This window comes from Streptomyces sp. NPDC002306, from assembly GCF_053593435.1.
Genome location: NZ_JBSFCK010000027.1, coordinates 31,051 through 48,754, shown reverse-complemented (window position 1 = coordinate 48,754; position 17,704 = coordinate 31,051). Strand labels below are relative to the sequence as shown.

20 protein-coding genes are annotated in these 17,704 nt (G+C 68.5%); 12 read left to right on the top strand and 8 right to left on the bottom strand.

What is annotated here, in order from left to right:
* Nucleotides 1-164: 164 nt before the first annotated feature.
* Nucleotides 165-875, bottom strand: a complete 711-nt coding sequence (locus tag ACWCQK_RS32820) for a hypothetical protein (RefSeq protein WP_451161263.1) — start codon at nt 873-875, stop codon at nt 165-167.
* A gap of 136 nt (nt 876-1,011) precedes the next feature.
* On the opposite strand from ACWCQK_RS32820, the gene ACWCQK_RS32815 reads away from it, so the two are divergent.
* From ACWCQK_RS32815 to ACWCQK_RS32795, 5 genes are all read left to right on the top strand, one after another.
* On the top strand, nt 1,012-3,009 hold the full coding sequence (locus tag ACWCQK_RS32815; RefSeq protein ID WP_451161261.1) for a sensor histidine kinase: 1,998 nt from the start codon (nt 1,012-1,014) through the stop codon (nt 3,007-3,009).
* Complete coding sequence (locus ACWCQK_RS32810; protein WP_451161302.1) at nt 3,009-3,647, top strand: response regulator; 639 nt, start codon at nt 3,009-3,011, stop codon at nt 3,645-3,647. The genes ACWCQK_RS32815 and ACWCQK_RS32810 overlap by 1 nt, the downstream gene beginning before the upstream one ends.
* Before the next feature lie 252 nt (nt 3,648-3,899).
* Complete coding sequence (locus ACWCQK_RS32805; protein WP_451161259.1) at nt 3,900-4,034, top strand: hypothetical protein; 135 nt, start codon at nt 3,900-3,902, stop codon at nt 4,032-4,034.
* Nucleotides 4,035-4,127: 93 nt separating this feature from the next.
* Complete coding sequence (locus ACWCQK_RS32800) at nt 4,128-4,604, top strand: DUF6924 domain-containing protein (RefSeq protein ID WP_451161257.1); 477 nt, start codon at nt 4,128-4,130, stop codon at nt 4,602-4,604.
* A 123-nt stretch (nt 4,605-4,727) separates the two neighbouring features.
* Complete coding sequence (locus ACWCQK_RS32795; RefSeq protein ID WP_451161255.1) at nt 4,728-5,300, top strand: DUF4240 domain-containing protein; 573 nt, start codon at nt 4,728-4,730, stop codon at nt 5,298-5,300.
* A 279-nt stretch (nt 5,301-5,579) separates the two neighbouring features.
* Here ACWCQK_RS32795 and ACWCQK_RS32790 read toward each other — a convergent pair whose 3' ends face one another.
* The 3 genes from ACWCQK_RS32790 to ACWCQK_RS32780 all read right to left on the bottom strand — a co-directional run bounded on the left by ACWCQK_RS32790 (nt 5,580) and on the right by ACWCQK_RS32780 (nt 8,270).
* Nucleotides 5,580-5,702: a hypothetical protein gene (locus tag ACWCQK_RS32790; RefSeq protein WP_451161253.1), complete on the bottom strand. Its 123-nt coding sequence runs from the start codon at nt 5,700-5,702 to the stop codon at nt 5,580-5,582.
* A gap of 145 nt (nt 5,703-5,847) precedes the next feature.
* Nucleotides 5,848-7,068, bottom strand: coding sequence for a metallophosphoesterase (locus ACWCQK_RS32785; protein WP_451161251.1), 1,221 nt, complete (start codon nt 7,066-7,068; stop codon nt 5,848-5,850).
* A gap of 932 nt (nt 7,069-8,000) precedes the next feature.
* Nucleotides 8,001-8,270 (bottom strand): hypothetical protein, encoded by a 270-nt coding sequence (locus ACWCQK_RS32780; protein WP_451161249.1) that lies wholly within the window; start codon nt 8,268-8,270, stop codon nt 8,001-8,003.
* Between the two features lie 155 nt (nt 8,271-8,425).
* Here ACWCQK_RS32780 and ACWCQK_RS32775 point away from each other — a divergent pair, with 155 nt between their 5' ends.
* The 3 genes from ACWCQK_RS32775 to ACWCQK_RS32765 all read left to right on the top strand — a co-directional run bounded on the left by ACWCQK_RS32775 (nt 8,426) and on the right by ACWCQK_RS32765 (nt 9,785).
* The gene (locus ACWCQK_RS32775) at nt 8,426-8,578 is read left to right on the top strand and encodes a hypothetical protein (protein WP_451161247.1); all 153 of its coding nucleotides are present in this window, start codon (nt 8,426-8,428) and stop codon (nt 8,576-8,578) included.
* Between the two features lie 66 nt (nt 8,579-8,644).
* Complete coding sequence (locus ACWCQK_RS32770) at nt 8,645-9,379, top strand: nucleotidyltransferase domain-containing protein (protein ID WP_451161245.1); 735 nt, start codon at nt 8,645-8,647, stop codon at nt 9,377-9,379.
* Between the two features lie 100 nt (nt 9,380-9,479).
* Entirely contained in the window at nt 9,480-9,785 is a 306-nt protein-coding gene (locus ACWCQK_RS32765; RefSeq protein WP_451161243.1) for a transposase, read from the top strand.
* On the opposite strand, the gene ACWCQK_RS32760 is transcribed toward ACWCQK_RS32765, so the two are convergent.
* Both ACWCQK_RS32760 and ACWCQK_RS32755 read right to left on the bottom strand, forming a co-directional pair.
* Nucleotides 9,736-10,137 carry a hypothetical protein gene (locus ACWCQK_RS32760; RefSeq protein ID WP_451161241.1) on the bottom strand — a complete coding sequence of 134 codons (402 nt, stop codon included), beginning with the start codon at nt 10,135-10,137 and terminating at the stop codon, nt 9,736-9,738. The two genes, ACWCQK_RS32765 and ACWCQK_RS32760, sit on opposite strands and share 50 nt — an antisense overlap.
* Nucleotides 10,138-10,480: 343 nt before the next feature.
* Nucleotides 10,481-11,356 carry a helix-turn-helix transcriptional regulator gene (locus ACWCQK_RS32755; protein WP_451161239.1) on the bottom strand — a complete coding sequence of 292 codons (876 nt, stop codon included), beginning with the start codon at nt 11,354-11,356 and terminating at the stop codon, nt 10,481-10,483.
* Between the two features lie 121 nt (nt 11,357-11,477).
* Here ACWCQK_RS32755 and ACWCQK_RS32750 point away from each other — a divergent pair, with 121 nt between their 5' ends.
* From ACWCQK_RS32750 to ACWCQK_RS32740, 3 genes are all read left to right on the top strand, one after another.
* A complete protein-coding gene (locus ACWCQK_RS32750; RefSeq protein WP_451161237.1) occupies nt 11,478-12,404 on the top strand; it encodes an alpha/beta hydrolase in 927 nt (308 codons plus the stop codon).
* A gap of 85 nt (nt 12,405-12,489) precedes the next feature.
* Entirely contained in the window at nt 12,490-13,554 is a 1,065-nt protein-coding gene (locus ACWCQK_RS32745) for an aldo/keto reductase (RefSeq protein WP_451161235.1), read from the top strand.
* A gap of 589 nt (nt 13,555-14,143) precedes the next feature.
* A complete protein-coding gene (locus tag ACWCQK_RS32740) occupies nt 14,144-15,058 on the top strand; it encodes an MBL fold metallo-hydrolase (RefSeq protein ID WP_451161233.1) in 915 nt (304 codons plus the stop codon).
* Nucleotides 15,059-15,113: 55 nt separating this feature from the next.
* Here the strand turns inward: ACWCQK_RS32740 and ACWCQK_RS32735 are convergent, their stop codons facing one another.
* A complete protein-coding gene (locus tag ACWCQK_RS32735) occupies nt 15,114-16,184 on the bottom strand; it encodes a hypothetical protein (protein ID WP_451161231.1) in 1,071 nt (356 codons plus the stop codon).
* 111 nt (nt 16,185-16,295) lie between these two features.
* Between ACWCQK_RS32735 and ACWCQK_RS32730 the strand changes: the two genes are divergently transcribed.
* A complete protein-coding gene (locus ACWCQK_RS32730; RefSeq protein ID WP_451161229.1) occupies nt 16,296-16,568 on the top strand; it encodes a lamin tail domain-containing protein in 273 nt (90 codons plus the stop codon).
* A gap of 144 nt (nt 16,569-16,712) precedes the next feature.
* Here the strand turns inward: ACWCQK_RS32730 and ACWCQK_RS32725 are convergent, their stop codons facing one another.
* Nucleotides 16,713-17,696, bottom strand: coding sequence for an ATP-dependent DNA ligase (locus tag ACWCQK_RS32725; protein ID WP_451161227.1), 984 nt, complete (start codon nt 17,694-17,696; stop codon nt 16,713-16,715).
* Nucleotides 17,697-17,704 lie beyond the last annotated feature (8 nt).

Below are 17,704 nucleotides of genomic sequence, written 5' to 3'. Positions count from 1 at the left end.
GTGTTGCGGGAGTGCCCGCACAGCGTCTCCGATCGCCTGCGGCACGGTTCGGGTGCTCAGGACGGCTGCTGTTCCCGGTGCAACGGCGCCGGATGCGATGCACCTTCGGCGCCGTGCCCCGCGGTAGCCGCCGCCGGCACCGTGTCCTGCCCCGTACGGACCTCTCAGCTGGAGGTCTCGGTCCCGTCGAGTTCCGGGGCAGGCGAGGCGCCCCTGGATCGGGCCTTCCGCAGCGACATCATGAGGCCGGCCACCACGGCCCAGATGCCGATGAGTGAGGCCAGCGGGAACAGTGTGTCGAAGCGGTCGGTGAACGCGATCGTGGCGGACGCCAGCGAGTAGGCCAGCCCGCCGACGACGCCGAGCGCGAGGGTGGTCGGGTTGCCGACGGTGCGGGTGAGACCGCCGGCGACGGCGAGGGCTGCGATGCCCACACCCCACAGCGGATCGATGATCGTCTCGTTCCACGTCTGCACGTGGTAGATGACCGTCTTCTCGCCGCCGGCGATCCCGTCCGCACCGAGAGCGGCGAACAGGTGCAGTGCCATACCGATCGTGGTGACGACGGCGATGACCGAGAAGGCGCCGGTCACGGCGGTCATGCGGGAGCCGAGGCCGTCGCGGCGCCGGAAGGCGAGGATCGCGGCAGCGAAGCACACCGTCGCCGTCAGCAGCAGTGCATGCGAGGGGTACCACATCGAGTCGACCATCATGTCGTGCAGCTGGTCGACTTTCGATCCCCTGCCGCTGTCAGCGGGGTGGAGGGCGCCGCCTGCGAAGAAGGCGACCCCGCCCAGTGCGAGGAGAAGTCCGGCGACCTGTTCGGGGCGTCCGGAGCGGGGCAGTTGGGTGTGGTGCCGAGTCGATGTGCTCATGGTGGTTCCTCCGGTCGGGACGAATCGGTGGTTCCACCGTGTCGGTCCCGGGGGTTTCGGAACACGGTGCGCACCCTGCACCTCGACCAGGGATAACCCTCATCCGTGAGCGTTGCCGCTGTGCCAGCATGGCTGTATGTCAGCGGCCATGGAGGCGCAGGACCAGGTCCCACCGACGCTCCGCGAAGCCGGGGCGGCACTGGTGGCGCTGGTGGTTGCGACACTCGTCGGCTACGGCTGGTATCTCGGCTTTCACCTGGACAACGTGCACAACGGGCTGATCGGCGCCTCCTTCACCGCGGTGGGGCTGTACGTCGTCCGGATGCGGCCACGGCACCCGGAAGGGTGGCTGTTCGTCGCGACCGGCGTGCTGCACGCGGTGATGTTCTTCGGCCGCCAGTACGGCCTGCACAGCGCCGCCCTGGTCGGAGCGTCCTGGCTCGGCTGGATCGGGGTGTGGCCGTTGCCGCTCGCTATCGCGCTGGCCGGGTGGACGCTCATGGCGTTTCCTGACGGGCGGCTCCCCTCACCGCGATGGCGGTTCGCCGTCGCAGCGATGATGGCCGTCGCTGCCGTACTCGCGGTGGTGTCCGCGCTGTGGCCGGTGGAGTACGACCGGGTGGGACTGGCCGCCGCGCACCCGCTGGACGTGCCGGGCGGCGAAGCGGCGGACCGCTTCTGGTACTACGCGCACTACAGCTATCTGGTCTTCCAGGTGTTGTGGACTGTCGCGATCGTGATGCGCATCCGCCGCGCGCGTGGCGACGAGGCGCGCCAGATGCGCTGGCTCGTGTGCGCGGTGCTCGCGGCGATCCTGCTGCTGGTGGCGGGCCTGCTGGCGTTCGGCAGCCCGCTTCTGGGCCTGCTCGCGCTGCCGCTGATCCCGGTCGCCGCGGGACTGGCGATTCTCAAGTTCCGGCTCTACGACATCGACCCGGTCATCAACAAGTCTCTCGTCATCGGGGTCATGCTGCTGCTGATCACGGCAGCGTACGTGGCGATCGTGGTCGGTGCCGGAGCCGTGGTCCCGGCGGACGAACGAGCCCTGGCGCTGGTCACGACAGCCGTCGTCGCCGTCGCGTTCGAGCCGTTACGGCGGCGGGCCCAGCGCCTGGCGGATCGTCTCGTGTACGGGCATCGCGCGACGCCGTACGAAGCGCTGTCCCGGTTGTCGGCCCATCTTGAGGACCCGCCGCAGGAGTTGCTCGATGCCGTCGCGGCCACGGTCGCAGGAGGGGTCGGTGCCACCGAGGTCGTCGTGTGGGTGGGCGACGAGCATCGCCTCGAGCCGCAGGGCCGGTGGCCGGCCACGACGGTCGAGGCGGGTCCGGCAGCGCTCGCCGGGCTTGCCGGGTCGCGTCGGCTGGTTCGGCCCATCGTCCACCGCGATACCGTGCGCGGCGCGATCACGGTCCGCAAGCCGACGGGGGAGTCACTCAGCGCCACGGAGGCCCGACTGCTGGCGGACCTGGCCGCGCAGACCGGGCTGATCATCGGGCAGCAGCAACAGGCGCAGGAGGTCCAGGCGGTGGCCCGCCGGATCGTCACCGCCGAGGACGCGGCCCGCCGGCGCATCGAGCGCGACCTCCACGACGGTGCACAGCAGCGACTCGTCACCCTGGGGCTGGAGTTGGGTGCTCTCGCCAAGCAGGCGGAGGCAAACGGGGCGGCCATGGCGGATCGCGTCAGACACGCGCGGTCACAACTGCTCGAGGCCACGGCCGAACTGCGTGAACTGGCCCGTGGTCTGCACCCGATGGTACTGGCCCAGTCGGGACTCGAACCCGCGCTCGCCGCGCTCGCGGACCGGTCGGCGATCCCGGTGCGCCTGCACGTGGCCCACGCCGATCGCCTGCCGGGCAACATCGAGGCCACGGCGTACTACGTGGTGAGCGAGGCACTCACCAACGCCGTCCGCCACTCGGGCGCGAGCGTACTCATCATCGACGTGGCCCCGGCCGAAGGCGGCCTCGGCGTGGAGGTCACCGACGACGGCCGCGGCGGAGCACGCCCAGGACCGGGAACAGGACTGCAGGGACTGGCGGATCGCCTCGCAGCACTCGGTGGCCACTTCCAGGTCGACAGCCCCTCCGGCGGCGGCACCCGGGTCAAGGCGGTGCTGCCGTGCGAGTGATGGTCGCCGACGACGCGCTGCTCTTCCGCGAGGGAATGGCACGCATCCTCGCCGAGGAGGGCTTCGACGTGGTGGCCCAGGCCCGGAACAGTGCTGAGCTGGTCGGGCTCGTCCGCCGCGACCCGCCGGACGTGGTCATCACCGACCTGCGGATGCCGCCGGGCTTCGCGGACGAGGGCATCGAGGCCGCCGCCGAGATCCGCAGCTTCGCCCCGCAGGTCGGGCTGATGCTGTTGTCGCAGTACGTCGAGGTGCATCACGCACTACGGCTGATGGAGGAGTTCGACGGTGCGGTCGGCTACCTGCTCAAGGACCGCGTGTCCGACCTCGGCGCCTTCGCGGCCGACGTACGACGCCTCGCCGGCGGAGCCGTCGTGATCGACGCCGAACTCGTCTCCAGGCTGGTCAGCCGACGCCGCGAACGCGACCCGCTCGCCGAACTCAGCGACCGGGAGCGGCAGGTGCTGGCGCTGATGGCCCAGGGCCTGTCCAATGCCGCGCTGTCCGAGGAACTGGTCCTGAGCCCCAAGACGATCGAGGGCTACGTACGGAGCGTTTTCACCAAGCTCGGCCTGGAGCAGGGCGAGCGCGAGCACCGGCGGGTACAGGCGGTGCTGCGGTTCCTGCGCTGTCGATGAGAATGCCGTTGCTGTCGGTGGTTACGTGCCTGTGCGGTTCACGGTGACGACGACTGACGGCCGGCGGCGGCTGGTGAACCTGAATTCGTCATGTCGGCGTTGCCACTGTGCTGTTCGGGCGAGGGCGGGAAGGCGCTGACGGGTGCGTGATCACCGGGCTCCTTCGGGCGTTCGCCGACATGGTCCGACACCAGCGCGGACAGTTGCTGCTGGAGTGGATCCCGGCAGGCCGAGCAGGACGCACCGAAGCCCATGAAGAGCTTCGCCGGCTTCCTCCGCCAGGGCCTCGACGCGGTGACCGCCGGTCTGACCCTGCCCTGGAGCTCCGGGGTGGTCGAGGGCCATGTAAACCGGGTGAAGACACTCAAGCGAGCCATGTACGGCTGAGCTTCGTTCGAACTCCTCCGTACCCGCATCCTCGGAAACGGCCCATGAGACAGTCGGACACGGCTCACTGATCACCACAGAGAAGAAGGATCCATGAGACCGTTGCCCCCCGTCACCAACCGTGACGAGTTCGATGCTCTGGTCGTCAGAACCGACTACCTCGACGACCAGGCATGGCAGGACGTGGCGGCGGCACTGATGGAGCCCTGGGGAGACAGGCCGTACGAAGCGGACGTCCACTTCATCGATGATCCGGCCTGGTCAGGGGCGACCGTTGACGAGGTTTTGTCGGCGGTCCGCGGCGACGGCAGTCTGGCCGTCGTCTTTCTCGCCGACGGTACAGCCATGCAGGCCGAGAGCCACCCGCTGTTGGCGGTCACCACGCTGACGCGGGAGGAATGCGTGGACGAAGAAGACTACGAACAACTGACCGAGTTCGGCCGTGATTTCCGCGTCACCCCCGCAAGACTCCACGAGGTCCACGCGAACCTGAGCATCGGGAACCTGGGCTTCGAGGAGTTTGCGGCATGGGCTCACGATGATCCCGAGGGGATCTTCCGGTCCTTCTGAACGGGTTCACGGAACTGCGGCCAAAGTCGTTTTCAAGGCTCTGGCCGCAGTTCCGTGAAACGGCCAGGTGTCGGAAGGGCGGCCAAGGTCGATTGTCAGCGGGTCGTGACAGAGTGCGCGGTCATGGAGATCGACACGTTCTGGGACGTCATCGAAGCCGCGCAAGCCGGGGCTGCCGCAACGGGCGAGCCATTTGACGAGGTTCTCGTCAAGCAGCTCGCGGATAGACCGCGGCAGGAGATCCTGGAGTTTGCGGAACGCTTCGATGAGCTGCACGACGCCCTGTATCGCTGGGATGTGTGGGCGGCTGCTTACCTCATCGGGGGCGGGTGCTCCGACGACAGTTTCATGGACTTCCGCGCTGGTGTGATCGCCTTGGGCCGTCAGTGGTACCAGCGCGTGGCCGCTGACCCCGACAGCCTCTCCGCGCACCCTGATGTCGTTGAGGCTGTGAATGGCCGGGACCGTTCCGAGGTGCTGTTCTACGAGGACGTGAACTATGCGGCCGGCGGTGCGTTCGAACGGATCACGGGTGATGCGGATGCCTTCTACGAAGCCTGGCGCAGTTTCCGCGTGGCTGATACACAGAGCGACAACGCGGTTGATATGGGCGAGGATTTCGACTTCGACGACGACAGGGAGATGAGCCGTCGGCTTCCCCGTCTGGCAGCCCAGTTCCTTGGCACAAGCCCCTGAAAGGGGCTCCCGCAGTTCCGTGATAGTCATGACTGGGTGAGGATGCGGGCTCGGAGGAGTTGGAACGAGGCTCGGCCGCACGTGGTTGGTTTGAGTGTTTTCACGCGGTTCACGTGTTCTTCGACCACGCCGGAGCTCTACCGGAGGGTGAGTCCGGCGGTCACGGAAGTGTCGCGGCCCCGCAGCCAGACCATGGCCCGGGTGAGAGTACAACGGCCTTTCATCCAGGACACGTTGGTATGTGCTGTGTCGACACCTCTCCTGATTTCGGCAGTCCGGTCACCGGCCCGGCCGAGCGGTGGACACAGCCTCCACCACGAGGACGTCGGAGGAGGCGCTGACGCGCTCCACTCGCACATCGATCCCGGGAAACAGCACCGCCTCGACCGTCTTGCTCGCCATGCCGGGACATACTCAGCCGAAACGATCCCGCGCTCACCTCCCTGGCCTGGGGAGTCACGGAACTGCGGACAGAGCCGTTTTTGAGAATCGCCATCACCTTGTCAGAGGGCGGTGCGAATCATCACGGTGGTCGGCCCCGGCTGTGCTACGACGAGGTGGACTGCTGCGGGGAGCGGAGCACGAGCAGGGTGATCTCGCTGGGGGCGAAGATACGGAACGGCGGGCCCCAGAAGCCGGTGCCGCGGCTGGTGTAGAGGAGCGTGCGGGGGCCGTGGTGACTGAGGCCTGCGAGGGCGGGCTGGTCGATGCGGACCAGGTGGTGGAAGGGCCAGATCTGGCCGCCGTGGGTGTGCCCGGAGAGTTGCAGGTCGACGCCGCCGGCTGCCGCCCGGTCGATGAATTTGGGCTGGTGTGCCAGGAGCAGGACGGGCAGGTCGGGGTCGGCGCCGTTCAAGGCTCCGTCGAGGTGGGCGCGATGGCCGGCCAGCCCGGAGGACTCGGCCGTGACGTCATCCACGCCGGCGACCACGAGGGTGTCGCCTCCGCGTTCCAGCAGCAGATGACGGTTGCGCAGCGGCTCCCAGCCCAGCTCGTCCATCAGGTCGACCCAGCCCTGGGCCTCGCTGTAGTACTCGTGATTGCCGGTGACGTAGACGCGGGCACGGGTGGCCTGCACGGTAGCGAGAGGCGCGGCCTGCGCGCGACGGCGTTCGGCCGTGCCGTCCGCGATGTCGCCGGTGTGGCAGACCAGGTCGGCCTTGAGGGTGTTCACCGTCTCGCATACCTGTGCCGACCAGCGGGCGCGATCGAGCGGGCCGTAGTGGGTGTCGGTGATGAGGACGACGCGGGTGCCGTCCAACCCGGCGCCCAGGCGCGGGAGTTCCACGTCGAGGTTGCGCACGCGTGGCACACGGCGGGCCTCGGCGTACCCCCAGGCGAGCAGCACGGCGGTTACGCCGAGGATGGCCCAAGTGACGATTCGGGCCCGGTCCTGGCCCTCGCCGATGCCGGCCACGGTCAGCGCGAGCCGCAGCAGGACGCCGAGCAGAACCGACCAGGTGAACAGGACCCAGCTGATGCCCAGCAGGGTGTCACCGGCGATCGCCGCTCGGTCCTGCTGGCGTCGGCCGTGGCCGCGCCCCATGGCGAGCGGCATACCGACGAGGCCGAGGGCGAACAGGACGGTGCCGGCGAGCGTGACGGGCAACGGCCAGTGCTGGCCGGTGTGCAGGAGCATCCAGCACGGCACGGCCCACAGCAGGACGGGGGCGATCAGGGGGAGATAGCGCATCAGGCGGTGCAGTCGGCTCTGCCGTGGTGCTTGCGCTTCACTGTCGGCGGGGCGGGTGTTGTTGGTGTCGGTCACGCTTCCCCTTCTTGACCAGGCTGCCGTCTCGCGCACTGTATCGGGTCGTCCCCGGGCTGGCCGGACGTTGCTTGCATGGGCCCGGGACGTTGGGGCGAGGTGGCCTCTGCGGGTGGCAAGGCTCCAATGCAGTTACCGCAACCGTAGTCGCCCGCAGGAAAAGCCTCACGCCTCACCGCATGACCAGGCACGTCTCAGACGCCGTTGTCCTTGCGTGAGTGACGGGTGTGTTTTCGCTGGTCAGGTGTAGGTGCGGTGTTTCGGCGGCAGAGACGGGGTGTCGTGTCGTCTCTTGGGTGGAGGTGCTGGGGTGCCGTCGGTGATGGGGTTGCTGGAGGAGCATGAACGCGTCACTCGGCAGCGGGTGGAGGCCCTCCAGGCCGAGCTGCGGGAGGCGGAGGCGGTGTGGCAGCGGTTCGCCGGACAGGCTCCCGTAGTAGTACCTGTGCCAGTTCAGCCGTGGCCCCCGCACCCCGTCGGGGGTGCGGGGGCGGGGGCCACACACGAGGTGTCGCCGGTGCGCTTCGGCTGCTTGATGGCCGGTGTCCCCGCCGCCCGCCCCCTGGCTCGTTCCTGCGGCCGGCCCCGGCTACTGGTCGTCTGATCACGCGTGGGCAACCGACGGAATGGACCAGTCGTAACGTGGCTTCCGCCGGGTTGGATTCCCGCGCGGGAGTGCCCACCTACCCGCCCCTGAGCGTCGGCGCCGACGCGAACGCACGCATCACCGATGGGCCCGCCGAACCGACTGTGTTTCGTCACCTGGGGCGGCCCATTTGGTCGGTAGCCCCAGGTTGCTGGCCTCCCGCGATCCTATGTGTCACACCTCAGTGGCAGACTGGCGGCACAACGAAGCTCCGGAAGGGCAGGGCGACGCGGCAGGGTCACCCGTCGAGCGGCTGGCGCCACGGGGGAGATGCTCTGTGGCCGTGTCAGTTGAATACGTTGGGGGTCACGTTCACGTAGTGGCCGTCTCGGCACTGGACGGTGGCGTTGCCATTGCGGCCCCACTCACCGTCGTTGAGGTACGTACGGTGTTCGTAACGGCCGCCGAATCCGTCGTGCCACGACACCCAGCAGCCGATACCGGCCGAGGTGGCCGGCGCGGCGGGTGAGGCGTGGGCAGCGCCGGCGGTCAGCAGAGCAGCGCAGGCGGCCAGGCCGACGACGAGTCCCGGGCGGTGCTGCCAGATGGAGCGCATGGGGGGTCCCTTCGATCAGCGTGATACCAAAAGCTACCTTTTGGTTACGCAAAGTAGCGTAATGAGTCGATGCTGGCGCCCCTCGCAAGGTCGGGTCCTGGAGAGAGTTCGTCGACGGCGCGGGCAGCTCCGGCTCCGGGGCGGTCTCGCCGTACATGGCCGACGCGGTGTTCGGCTGGTGCGAGAACGGCGGCGGTACCTGCTGGATCGCCGGTATGGGCCAGGGCGGCCCGCTGACGGGATACCAGGCCGCACTGGGCGCGCTCGGCTCCGCAGTGACGATCGTGGTGACGCCGGACCTGTGGTAGGACCAGGAGGACGGCATCGAGATCGCCAAGACCATCGTCCGGCACTGCGCGGATGCCCGCAACCGGGTGGCGCTGCTGCATACCTCCAAGGAGGCGGAGCCGGCCGGCCTGCTCGAATTGAGCGAGGAGGAGCCGCAGTTCACCGCGCTCTACTACCCGTGGTTGAACGCAGCCGGCGCCGGCTGCGGGGAAGGGAAGGCGGTGCCGCCCTCAAGGCGTGTGGCCGGCATCTGGACCGTGGTGCTGCTGGCGGGCCCGCCTGCGCCCTTCCGGGAGAGCCTGGTGCATGAAGGTTGGCCGGTGGAACTGTTCGTCCAGACTGAGGCCGACTGGCGTCTTTTCGCCGAGCGGGAGACAGCGGCCCGTAAATCTCCGCTGCTGGCCATGTGCGCGGAAGGCATGTTGCTGGCCGATGCGGACGGGCTCGGAGCCGCGCTGCAGGCAGAATCCCCGGAACGGTTGGCAGCGGGGCCTCCTCCCGTATCAACGACAGAACTGGAAGACCTGCGGTACGCGCTCACCGACACCTTGGACGATCTTCGCGGCTGTACCGACCCGCTGGAGCGGACATACATTGTGGCCGACCTGCTGCAGCGCGCCTCAGAGCTGGCCCTGCTGACGGGTGGGCACTGGCTCGGCGGCGGCAAGTGGCTCTCACGGCGACTCGCTGCAGCCGAACCTGAAGTGCACGGTCGCCTGACAGCAGGCGCGGCTGCAGCGATGTCCAATACGGTCGACGGAACAGGCCACTTCACAGAAGCAGTGAGAGAAGTCCTGAAGTTGGCCGGCGGCCCCCGGTGATCTGAGTGCGGCCGCAGTTGGGACTGGGGGGTGTATCGAAATGGATCCCGGCCGTGGGATGATCTTGGTTCATGGCGCGTGGAGACCTGACGGATGAACAATGGGTTGTGCTGAAGCCGCTGTTGCCGAGGGGCGAGAAGCCCGGCCGGCTGCCGACACGGACCTGACGGCAGCTGATCGACGGCATACCTTTCGGGTCCGCACCGGCATACCGTGGCAGGACATGCCCGCCGAGTATGGGCCGTGGGGCCGGACGTACGACCTGTTCCGCCGCTGGCAGCGCAACGGCACCTGGCAGCGCATCTTCACCGAACTCGAGGCTCGGGCCGATACGAAGGACCTGATCGGGCTTCCCGCTACAACTCACACCACTCACCCAGAGGGCCGGCCGCCCGCGTCTGGGTGAAGTCTTGCACCAGGTCCCACGCCCGATCGATATCCAGGACAAAGTCGCCCGTGAACGCGGCGAGGTCGTCCATGATCGGGACGTCGACCTCGGCGCCCGAGGGCACGGTGCCGTCTCCTACGAGCAGAGACATCCGCTCGGTGTCACTCATCAGATGGACGACCGCGTGATCACCTCGGAAGGCCAGGATCAGCACCGGGAACTCCCTGTGTGGCGACCGAACCTCGACGTACCCCTCACCATGGGAACGCAGGTCGTTGAAGCGGTCTGACAGATCCTTCAACCCTGAACGCCTTTCAACCGGATGGAACTGTCCCGATTGTGGCGACGTCGCCGCCCACACCACACTCATCCAGCCCCTTCTCCCCACACAGGCCTTCGCCCACGACCCAAGGCCACGCTCCCACGCTCCACCACCACACGACTACTGGGACTGGGTTACGAGCTCTATGGAGTGCATTGCAGGTGGGAGCCGGCATGCCACCGTGATGTGCATGGACTGGGATGGCCGCCAGAATCCAGCGACACGTCAGCTCCGGCGCGGACGCCCCAGGAGAGCACTCGTGGCCGAGCTGCTGTCTTGTGCGGCCAGCCGAGGCCTGTTGTGACTTGTCGTGACCATTTGTGACCGGCCGGGCGTCGCCTGCTTCGGCTGGCGGCGACGAGGGGGCCGGTCCGGACGCGGCGGGCTGTGATCAGTCGTGGGGGGTGTCGGACGTGTGCGTCGATGCGGGGGCAGTGTGCCAGGAGCTGAGGATGCGCAGCGCGTGGTCCTCGGGGCTGCCGGGTTCCGCGGTGAGGACCATGAACGTGATGTCGGGGTCGTCGGGGCTGGTCCAGGTGTCGCAGTCGAGGGTGAGGGGGCCGACGAGCGGGTGACGGTAGCGTTTGCTGCCCGAAGTGGTGTCGGAGACGATCCGCCCGTTCCACCATTCGCGGAACTCGGGGCTGCGTACCGACAGCTCACCGACCAGGGTGGCCAGGCGCGGGTCGTCCGGGTTACCGGCCGTCTCCATCCGCAGCAGCGCCGCGCTGAGCCGTCCCGCGTCCTCCCAGTCGACGTACAGGCCACGCATGGCGGGGTCGAGGAACAACAGCCGTGTGTAGTTGCGCTCGCGCGGGGCCAGCTTGTCGAAGTCCAGGTAGAGGGCCACGGCGGCCGCGTTCCAGGCGAGGATGTCGTTGTAGCGGCCCAGAACCATGGCCGGCAGGTGGCCGAGAGCGTCGAGCATCCGCTGCACCGACGGCCGCACCCGCTGCACCCTGCGGCGGCGCGGGGCGGGTGTCTTGCCCGCCAGCTCGTACAGGTAGGCCTGCTGTGCCTCGTCGAGCCGCAGCGCCCGCACGAGGGAGGCGAGCACGGTCGCGGACGCCCGCAGGCGCCCCTGCTCGATGCGGGTGTAGTAGTCGGTGCTCATCGTGGCCAGGCGGGCGACCTCGTCGCGGCGCAGCCCCGGGACACGCCGGACGGTCCCGTCGTCGGCGAGACCGACCTGCGCGGGCGACAGCTCGGCCCGGCGCGCCTTGAGGAACGCACCGAACTCGGAGCGAGATGAACGCGCATCGGACATGACAGCCACTATGCCCCGAACAGCTCGCATCGAAAGGGGGAAGAAATCTTCCCTGGCAGGCGTCTTCCCCGGCAGGAACGTGCCTCTCCCGCACCACGGCGGCAGCGGGCAGCTTGGAGTCATGCGAACACACGTGACCTTCACCAGCGCCGGAATCACCCTCGCCGGCCACCTGTACGCCCCCGACACGGCCGCCGACGGCCCGCTTGCCGCCGTGGTCGTCGCCCACCCGGCCAGTGGCGTCAAGGAGCAGACCGCTGGCGTCTACGCCCAGCAGCTCGCCGACGCCGGCTTCGTCGCGCTCACCTTTGACGCCGCTTACCAGGGCGAAAGCGGCGGCACCCCGCGCGGCGTCGAGGACCCCGCCCAGCGCGTCGAGGACATCAAGAACGCCGTCTCCTACCTCACCACCCGTCCGGAGGCCGACCCCGACCGGATCGGCGCCCTGGGTATCTGCGCCTCCGGCGGCTACGTCATCCCGGCCGCGGTCACCGACCACCGCATCCGCGCCGTCGCGACGGCCAGCGCCGTCGACCTCGGGCTGAACTTCCGGGTGGGCCCGGACGGCACCCAGGATCCGGCTGTGCTCCAGGCCCTACTCGACGCGGCAGCCGCGGCCCGCACCGCCGAAGCCTCCGGCCGGCCGCTCCCGATGATGTCCGTACGCACCACCGAGGAGGAGGCACGCGCCGGAGGCCGCTACGCCCATGAGGGCTGGGAGTACTACTGCACCGACCGCGGCCGGCACCCGCGCCAGGCGGACGAGTTCACCTTCACCAGCATCGACAAGATCGTGAACTTCGACGCCTTCCACCTGATCGGCCTGCTCGCGCCGCGCCCGCTGCTGATGGTCGCCGGCGACGAAGCGGCCACTGCCTGGATGTCCGAGGAAGCGGTCAAGAAGGCGAACGAGCCCAAGCGGCTGCACTGGGTCGAGGGGGCCAGCCACATCGACCTCTACGACCGCTACGTCCCCCAGGTCGTCACCGAACTCGTCCCCTTCTTCACCGACAACCTCGCGGCCCGCACCGCGGACACGACGCTCTGACCTCCCCGACCGAGAGCGGTTCCGCGGCCCGGGCGAGTACCCGCGCCCACGGAACGCGCCCGTTCACCGCAGAAGGAAAAGAATCATGAACTCGTTGGACTCCTACATCACACTCGGGCGCTCCGGACTGCGAGTGAGTCCGCTGGGGCTGGGCACCATGACGTTCGGCGAGGACCACGGCTGGGGCGCGAGCGTCGAGACCTCCGAAGCGATCCTGACCGACTACCTGGATCGCGGCGGCAACCTGATCGACACCGCCAACGCCTACACCGACGGTCATTCCGAGAAGATCATCGGTGACTACTTCGCCGCGCGTCCCGGGCTGCGCGACCGAGTGGTGCTCAGCACGAAGTTCCTCTCCAACCTGTTCCCCGGCGACCCCAACGGCGGTGGCGGTGGACGCAAGGCGATGATCGGCCAGCTGAACGAGTCCCTGCGGCGCCTGCAGACCGACTACATCGACTTGTACTGGCTGCACGGCCGGGACCGCGGCGCCCCGATCGAGGAGACGATGAGCGCGCTGAACGACCTCGTCTCCGCCGGCAAGGTCCGTTACATCGCCCTGTCCGACGTCCCCGCGTGGGTCGCCGCGCAGGCGCAGACCATCGCCGCATTCCGCGGCTGGGCGCCGGTCACCGCGCTCCAGCTGGAGTACTCCCTGCTGGAACGCACCTCGGAGGGCGAACTGCTGCCGATGGCGCAGGCCCTGGGCATGGGCGTGGTGCCGTGGAGCCCGCTGCGGAGCGGGAAGCTGACCGGGAAGTACACACGCGACGGCGCCGGCGAGGGCAGCCGCGCGGGGGTGTTCGGCAAACCATCCGAACACGACTGGCCGGTCATCGATGCGGTCGCGCGGACCGCCGCCGAGCTCGGAGTCAGCTCCGCGGAGGTCGCACTGGCCTGGGTGCGGGGACGTCCCGGAATCGCCTCCACGCTGATCGGCGCCAGGACCGTCGAGCAGTTGCGGGCCAACCTCGCGTCGCTGGACGTCACCCTGACGCCCGAGCAGCGCGCCACGCTCGACCAGATCTCCGCACCGACGCTTGATTTCCCGGCCACGATGGCCGGCATGAGCGCGAGTGTCGCTTTCGGCGGAATGACCATCGACGGCACCACCTTCCCGGCCATGAATATCGCCGGGAAATACTGAACGGGCCGCCGCCGTGCGTCGGCCGTGTGTCGGCGATCGATGGACGGCCGCCCTGGCGGGTCCGCGTTCTACGGTCCTGCGCCGGCAGTTGATCGTCGGTAGTTGCGTGACTTCTGCTGCTGGTGCGTCAGTTCCTCGTCGGCGCCCGAGGCTGCGACCCCTGCCGCTGTGCGTGCCGAGCGGGCGGTGCTGGAACTGGACGCCTTCCACGCGACCAGGTCGGTCAGCCCCGGATTTCCGGGTTTCTACGCCGCGCAGTCGAGCCCGAGAGCGGCAAACGCGGCCCGCCCGGCGGCGGTGAACTCGATGCGCAGCGGAGGGACCCGCCATGGTCGCGGGACCACTGCCGTCACGCGTGGGCTATGCGGGAGTTTCGGTCCAGGTGTCGGACCGGAACTTGATCACGGCTGGAATCGTGTCGCGGAATCACTTCGACTAATCCCAGATATAGCCTGAGGAACAAGTCGGAATCGGCAATTGGCCGGACGGCTATCGTGAACCGGCTACAGCCAGGCCTTAAAGAATGACGGACGATGCTATCCGTGGTGCTGTCGACGGCTGGAGTCAAATCTCTTCAGAAGGAGACAAGATGAGCCGAGTCAGTGTCGCGCACTCCCATGCACCGGGGCATGACGAACTGGTTCCGTCGCGCTACGCGCTGAAGGTCGGCGACATCGACGTGATGGTGATCAGCGACGGGGTAATGCCGATTCCCGCCGTGACGTTGGGCACCAACGCGACCAAGCCTGCCCTGACCGCCTGGCTCAAGGACATGTTCCTGCCGCCGGAGGTGTGCGACTGGCCGCTGAATGTGGCCGTGGTGCGCACCGGTGGCCGGACCATCCTCATCGATTCCGGGCTGGGGACGGAGTTTCCGGACTTCCCGCGAGCCGGGCAGTTGGCCATGCGACTTGACGCCGCCGGAATCGATCCCGCGTCTGTGACCGACGTGGTGCTCACCCACTTGCACATGGACCACATCGGCGGGTTGCTCGTCGACGGGCTGAGGGGCCGGCTGCGCCCAGACCTGCGGGTCCACCTGGCGGCCGCCGAGGCCGAGTTCTGGGACGCGCCTGATTTCTCCCACACCACCATGCCGGCACCGGTGCCGGACGTGCTTCGTAGGACCGCCTCGCGGTTCCTGGACGTGTACCGCGGCCAGTTGCAGCCGTTCGAGACCGAGTACGAGGTGGTGCCAGGAGTGATGATCTCTCGCACCGGCGGTCACACTCCAGGCCACAGCATCGTTCGCCTCGAATCCGGCGGCGACCGGCTGACGTTCGCCGGCGATGCCGTGTTCCAGCCCGGGTTCGACAAACCCGAGTGGCACAACGGCTTCGACCACGCCCCTGAGGAAACAGCCCGCATCCGGATCCGCCTCTTGAAAGAGCTGGCGGCACGCGGCGAGCAACTGGTCTGCACTCACCTGCCGTTCCCGTCTGTCTGCCACGTGGCGGTCGACGGCGATGCCTTCCGTTTCGTACCGGTCGTCTGGGATTACTGACGTCGCCTCGTCAGGCCCGCGCAGGCTGCGAAGGGCGTGCGACAAGCCTGACGGTTCATTGGATCAGGTCGGTGTGCGGATGTTCGGGCGAGGTGGGGCAGACGTAGAGCTGCATGTTGTCGGTGCTGCCGACTTCGACCGCGGTTGGCTGCGAGGGACGCAGGCCGGCGACATGACTGTCGGCGTAGGCTGCGGCGTGGTCCTCGCGCGGCGCCCAGCTGCGTCTTCCTCCACCGTCCCATTCGAAGGAAGCGATGGTCAGCAGCGGGACCATCTGAGCTTCGCAGACAGCGCAATACTGGCGATACGGGTCGGTGCGGCCCCACGGTGGCCAGCCGCCGACCTTCCAGCCCGGGGCGTTGGCCAGATGGATGTCATAGAACTCCGCCGGACAGTCCGCGTACGAGCTGTCCACGCCGACATTGGCTGCCTGCCATCTGCTCCAGACTCCCACCGCCGTCCGCATCTCCGCGCTCAGATCAAGGCTGTTGGGGTACTCGGTGATCGCTTCTGGCGCGAGCAGACAGGGCTCCGGCACGTAGCCCGGCCAGTCAGCCTCGTACGGTTGCGGCGGTATGGCGAGGATGTCGACGATCGTGTCGGCGGACCGCCAGAACAGGGCGGTCGACGGCTTGTTGTCCGGATCGTGGTCGTAGGGGCACCAAAGAACCTGCAGTAGATCCGCTTGTCCGGGCGGCCGCAACAGGGGGAAGTCGCGCAGATACAGCTGGGCCACGGGCAGCATGGGGACCGGGCACTCTGCGGGCCAGGGAGGGCCGGCGTCGAATCGCTCCGCGATCCTCACGGCGTCCTGTTCCTTGCTCGCCACCTCCTCGGACGTGAACGCGGGACCTTGAGGATCACGATGTTGCCGGGCCCGCCTGCGCCTTTCCAGCCGCACTTCTACCGGCGACTCACGGAACCCGCTGTCCAGGTGCACCCCTTCGCAGTGCGGCCACGGCTCCTCAGCCGGCCACAGCAACGGCCCCCCGACTGAGCTCTCCCACATCGAAGGTGACCCAGCGCGAGGGTGCAACCGAATCGCAGGACGCGCCAACGGCACCAGCTCAGGAAAGACCGCGGTTACGTCCACGGGCCGCAGTGGAGTAGTACGTACGAAAACCATGCCGGCGATCCTGCCACCAGCCACCGACAACCCCCTCAGAGATCCGGCATGGCCGACCACCTGCGGCCGTCGGCGGAGACGGCGAGCTCGGGGCGTAACCCGGTAGCGAGTATGCAGAGAGCGCCCTCTCCTGTTCACCACCCTCGAACGCTTCCAGACCCACGGGCCGCAGGTCACTTCTCCACCTCCCACCACTACAAGCGGGCCGGCCGCGACACGGTCCGCATCCACGCCGGGCAGGGCCGCGACACCCGCACCGACCTGTACCAGGACCGCCGCGCGTACGTGTGGAACGACGACCGGGACGCCGCGACCCTGCGCAACGGCCACGGCCGTTTCGTCGACGACGAGTCCTGGGGCCGCACCCGCGGCGGCCGCGACTGACACGCTCACCCTTCGCCGGTGTGGCTGCTGAGCACGGCTGCACTGACTTTTCCTCTCACGGCGGCGTGCCCGGAGTTGCACGGCCCGGGCGCGTGGCCGCCATGTGCGTGCAACCGGCGACTTGCTGTGCACAGGCGCAGAGGGTCAGTCCTGGCCGAAGGCCGGTGCCGGGCCGGTCGGGATGTCGGCGGGCTGAAGATCAGCGCGTGGGCGGTGCAGGCGTACGGGATGCCGCCACCGGCCGATAGCGTCACGAGCGGTGTCGACTTGGATTTCTACGACGAGTTCGGGCTGGACCAGCGAGGCATCGAGGCTGTCTGGACCCCATCCTGCGGAGAACGTCCAGCCCGTCCATGGGTGGGCGCGCCGTGCCGGGGCAAGCAGGCCGGCGATGGTACGGGCAGTTGCTTGGGGGAGGGTGGTGGTGCGTCCGCTGTACTGGAGTTGCCCGTCGGTGTCGTATCTTCCGAGCAGCAGGGTGCGGGGCTCTGCCAGGGTGCCGGTGATGGCGCCGACGATCGCTTCGGTCGTCTCGCGGACCTTGTACTTCAGCCAGCCGCGCCGTGATGGCTGGTAGATCCCGTCGAGCTGTTTGAAGACGATGCCTTCCATGCCGACGGTGGTCCAGGTGAGCCATTCGCCCACGAGGCCCTGGTCGGTGGTCGACGGGCACAGTGCCCACGGCGCGGTCAGCTTGCGGGCGGTGAACAGGGATTCCAGTGCGGCCCGCCGTTGCCGGTAGGGCCAACTGGTGGTGTCGGTCCCGGACAGGCGCAGGAGATCGAAGGCGACGAAGTGCGCCGGCCCTTCGCTCACGGTCGGGACTGCGCCGGCCTTGCGGTGTTGCAGCCGGCCCTGGAGCTGTTCGAAGGCGAGGCGGCCGTGTTCCCAGACGACGAGTTCACCGTCCAGCGCGCTCTTGTCGGGAAGCTGCGCGGCGCCGGCCACGATCTCCGGGAACGCGGGTGTCATCTCGGTACCGCACCGGGACCGCAGCATGACCCGCCCGGCGTCGATGCGCAGCAGGGCCCGGTAGCCGTCCCACTTCGGCTCCGCGGCCCAGCCCGGCTTCAGCGTCGGCTCGGGGGTGGGGGAGGTGAGCATCGGTTCCGGCAGCGTCCACGTCACACCACATG

Excerpts from the sequence above, each read along its gene's own strand:
- ACWCQK_RS32820 (WP_451161263.1), bottom strand. The coding sequence starts at position 875 with ATGAGCACATCGACTCGGCACCACACCCAACTGCCCCGCTCCGGACGC.
- ACWCQK_RS32815 (WP_451161261.1), top strand. The coding sequence starts at position 1,012 with ATGTCAGCGGCCATGGAGGCGCAGGACCAGGTCCCACCGACGCTCCGC.
- ACWCQK_RS32810 (WP_451161302.1), top strand. The coding sequence starts at position 3,009 with ATGGTCGCCGACGACGCGCTGCTCTTCCGCGAGGGAATGGCACGCATC.
- ACWCQK_RS32805 (WP_451161259.1), top strand. The coding sequence starts at position 3,900 with ATGAAGAGCTTCGCCGGCTTCCTCCGCCAGGGCCTCGACGCGGTGACC.
- ACWCQK_RS32800 (WP_451161257.1), top strand. The coding sequence starts at position 4,128 with ATGAGACCGTTGCCCCCCGTCACCAACCGTGACGAGTTCGATGCTCTG.
- ACWCQK_RS32795 (WP_451161255.1), top strand. The coding sequence starts at position 4,728 with ATGGAGATCGACACGTTCTGGGACGTCATCGAAGCCGCGCAAGCCGGG.
- ACWCQK_RS32790 (WP_451161253.1), bottom strand. The coding sequence starts at position 5,702 with ATGGCGAGCAAGACGGTCGAGGCGGTGCTGTTTCCCGGGATCGATGTG.
- ACWCQK_RS32780 (WP_451161249.1), bottom strand. The coding sequence starts at position 8,270 with ATGCGCTCCATCTGGCAGCACCGCCCGGGACTCGTCGTCGGCCTGGCC.
- ACWCQK_RS32775 (WP_451161247.1), top strand. The coding sequence starts at position 8,426 with ATGGCCGACGCGGTGTTCGGCTGGTGCGAGAACGGCGGCGGTACCTGC.
- ACWCQK_RS32765 (WP_451161243.1), top strand. The coding sequence starts at position 9,480 with ATGGGTTGTGCTGAAGCCGCTGTTGCCGAGGGGCGAGAAGCCCGGCCG.
- ACWCQK_RS32760 (WP_451161241.1), bottom strand. The coding sequence starts at position 10,137 with ATGAGTGTGGTGTGGGCGGCGACGTCGCCACAATCGGGACAGTTCCAT.
- ACWCQK_RS32755 (WP_451161239.1), bottom strand. The coding sequence starts at position 11,356 with ATGTCCGATGCGCGTTCATCTCGCTCCGAGTTCGGTGCGTTCCTCAAG.
- ACWCQK_RS32750 (WP_451161237.1), top strand. The coding sequence starts at position 11,478 with ATGCGAACACACGTGACCTTCACCAGCGCCGGAATCACCCTCGCCGGC.
- ACWCQK_RS32745 (WP_451161235.1), top strand. The coding sequence starts at position 12,490 with ATGAACTCGTTGGACTCCTACATCACACTCGGGCGCTCCGGACTGCGA.
- ACWCQK_RS32740 (WP_451161233.1), top strand. The coding sequence starts at position 14,144 with ATGAGCCGAGTCAGTGTCGCGCACTCCCATGCACCGGGGCATGACGAA.
- ACWCQK_RS32735 (WP_451161231.1), bottom strand. The coding sequence starts at position 16,184 with ATGGTTTTCGTACGTACTACTCCACTGCGGCCCGTGGACGTAACCGCG.
- ACWCQK_RS32730 (WP_451161229.1), top strand. The coding sequence starts at position 16,296 with ATGCAGAGAGCGCCCTCTCCTGTTCACCACCCTCGAACGCTTCCAGAC.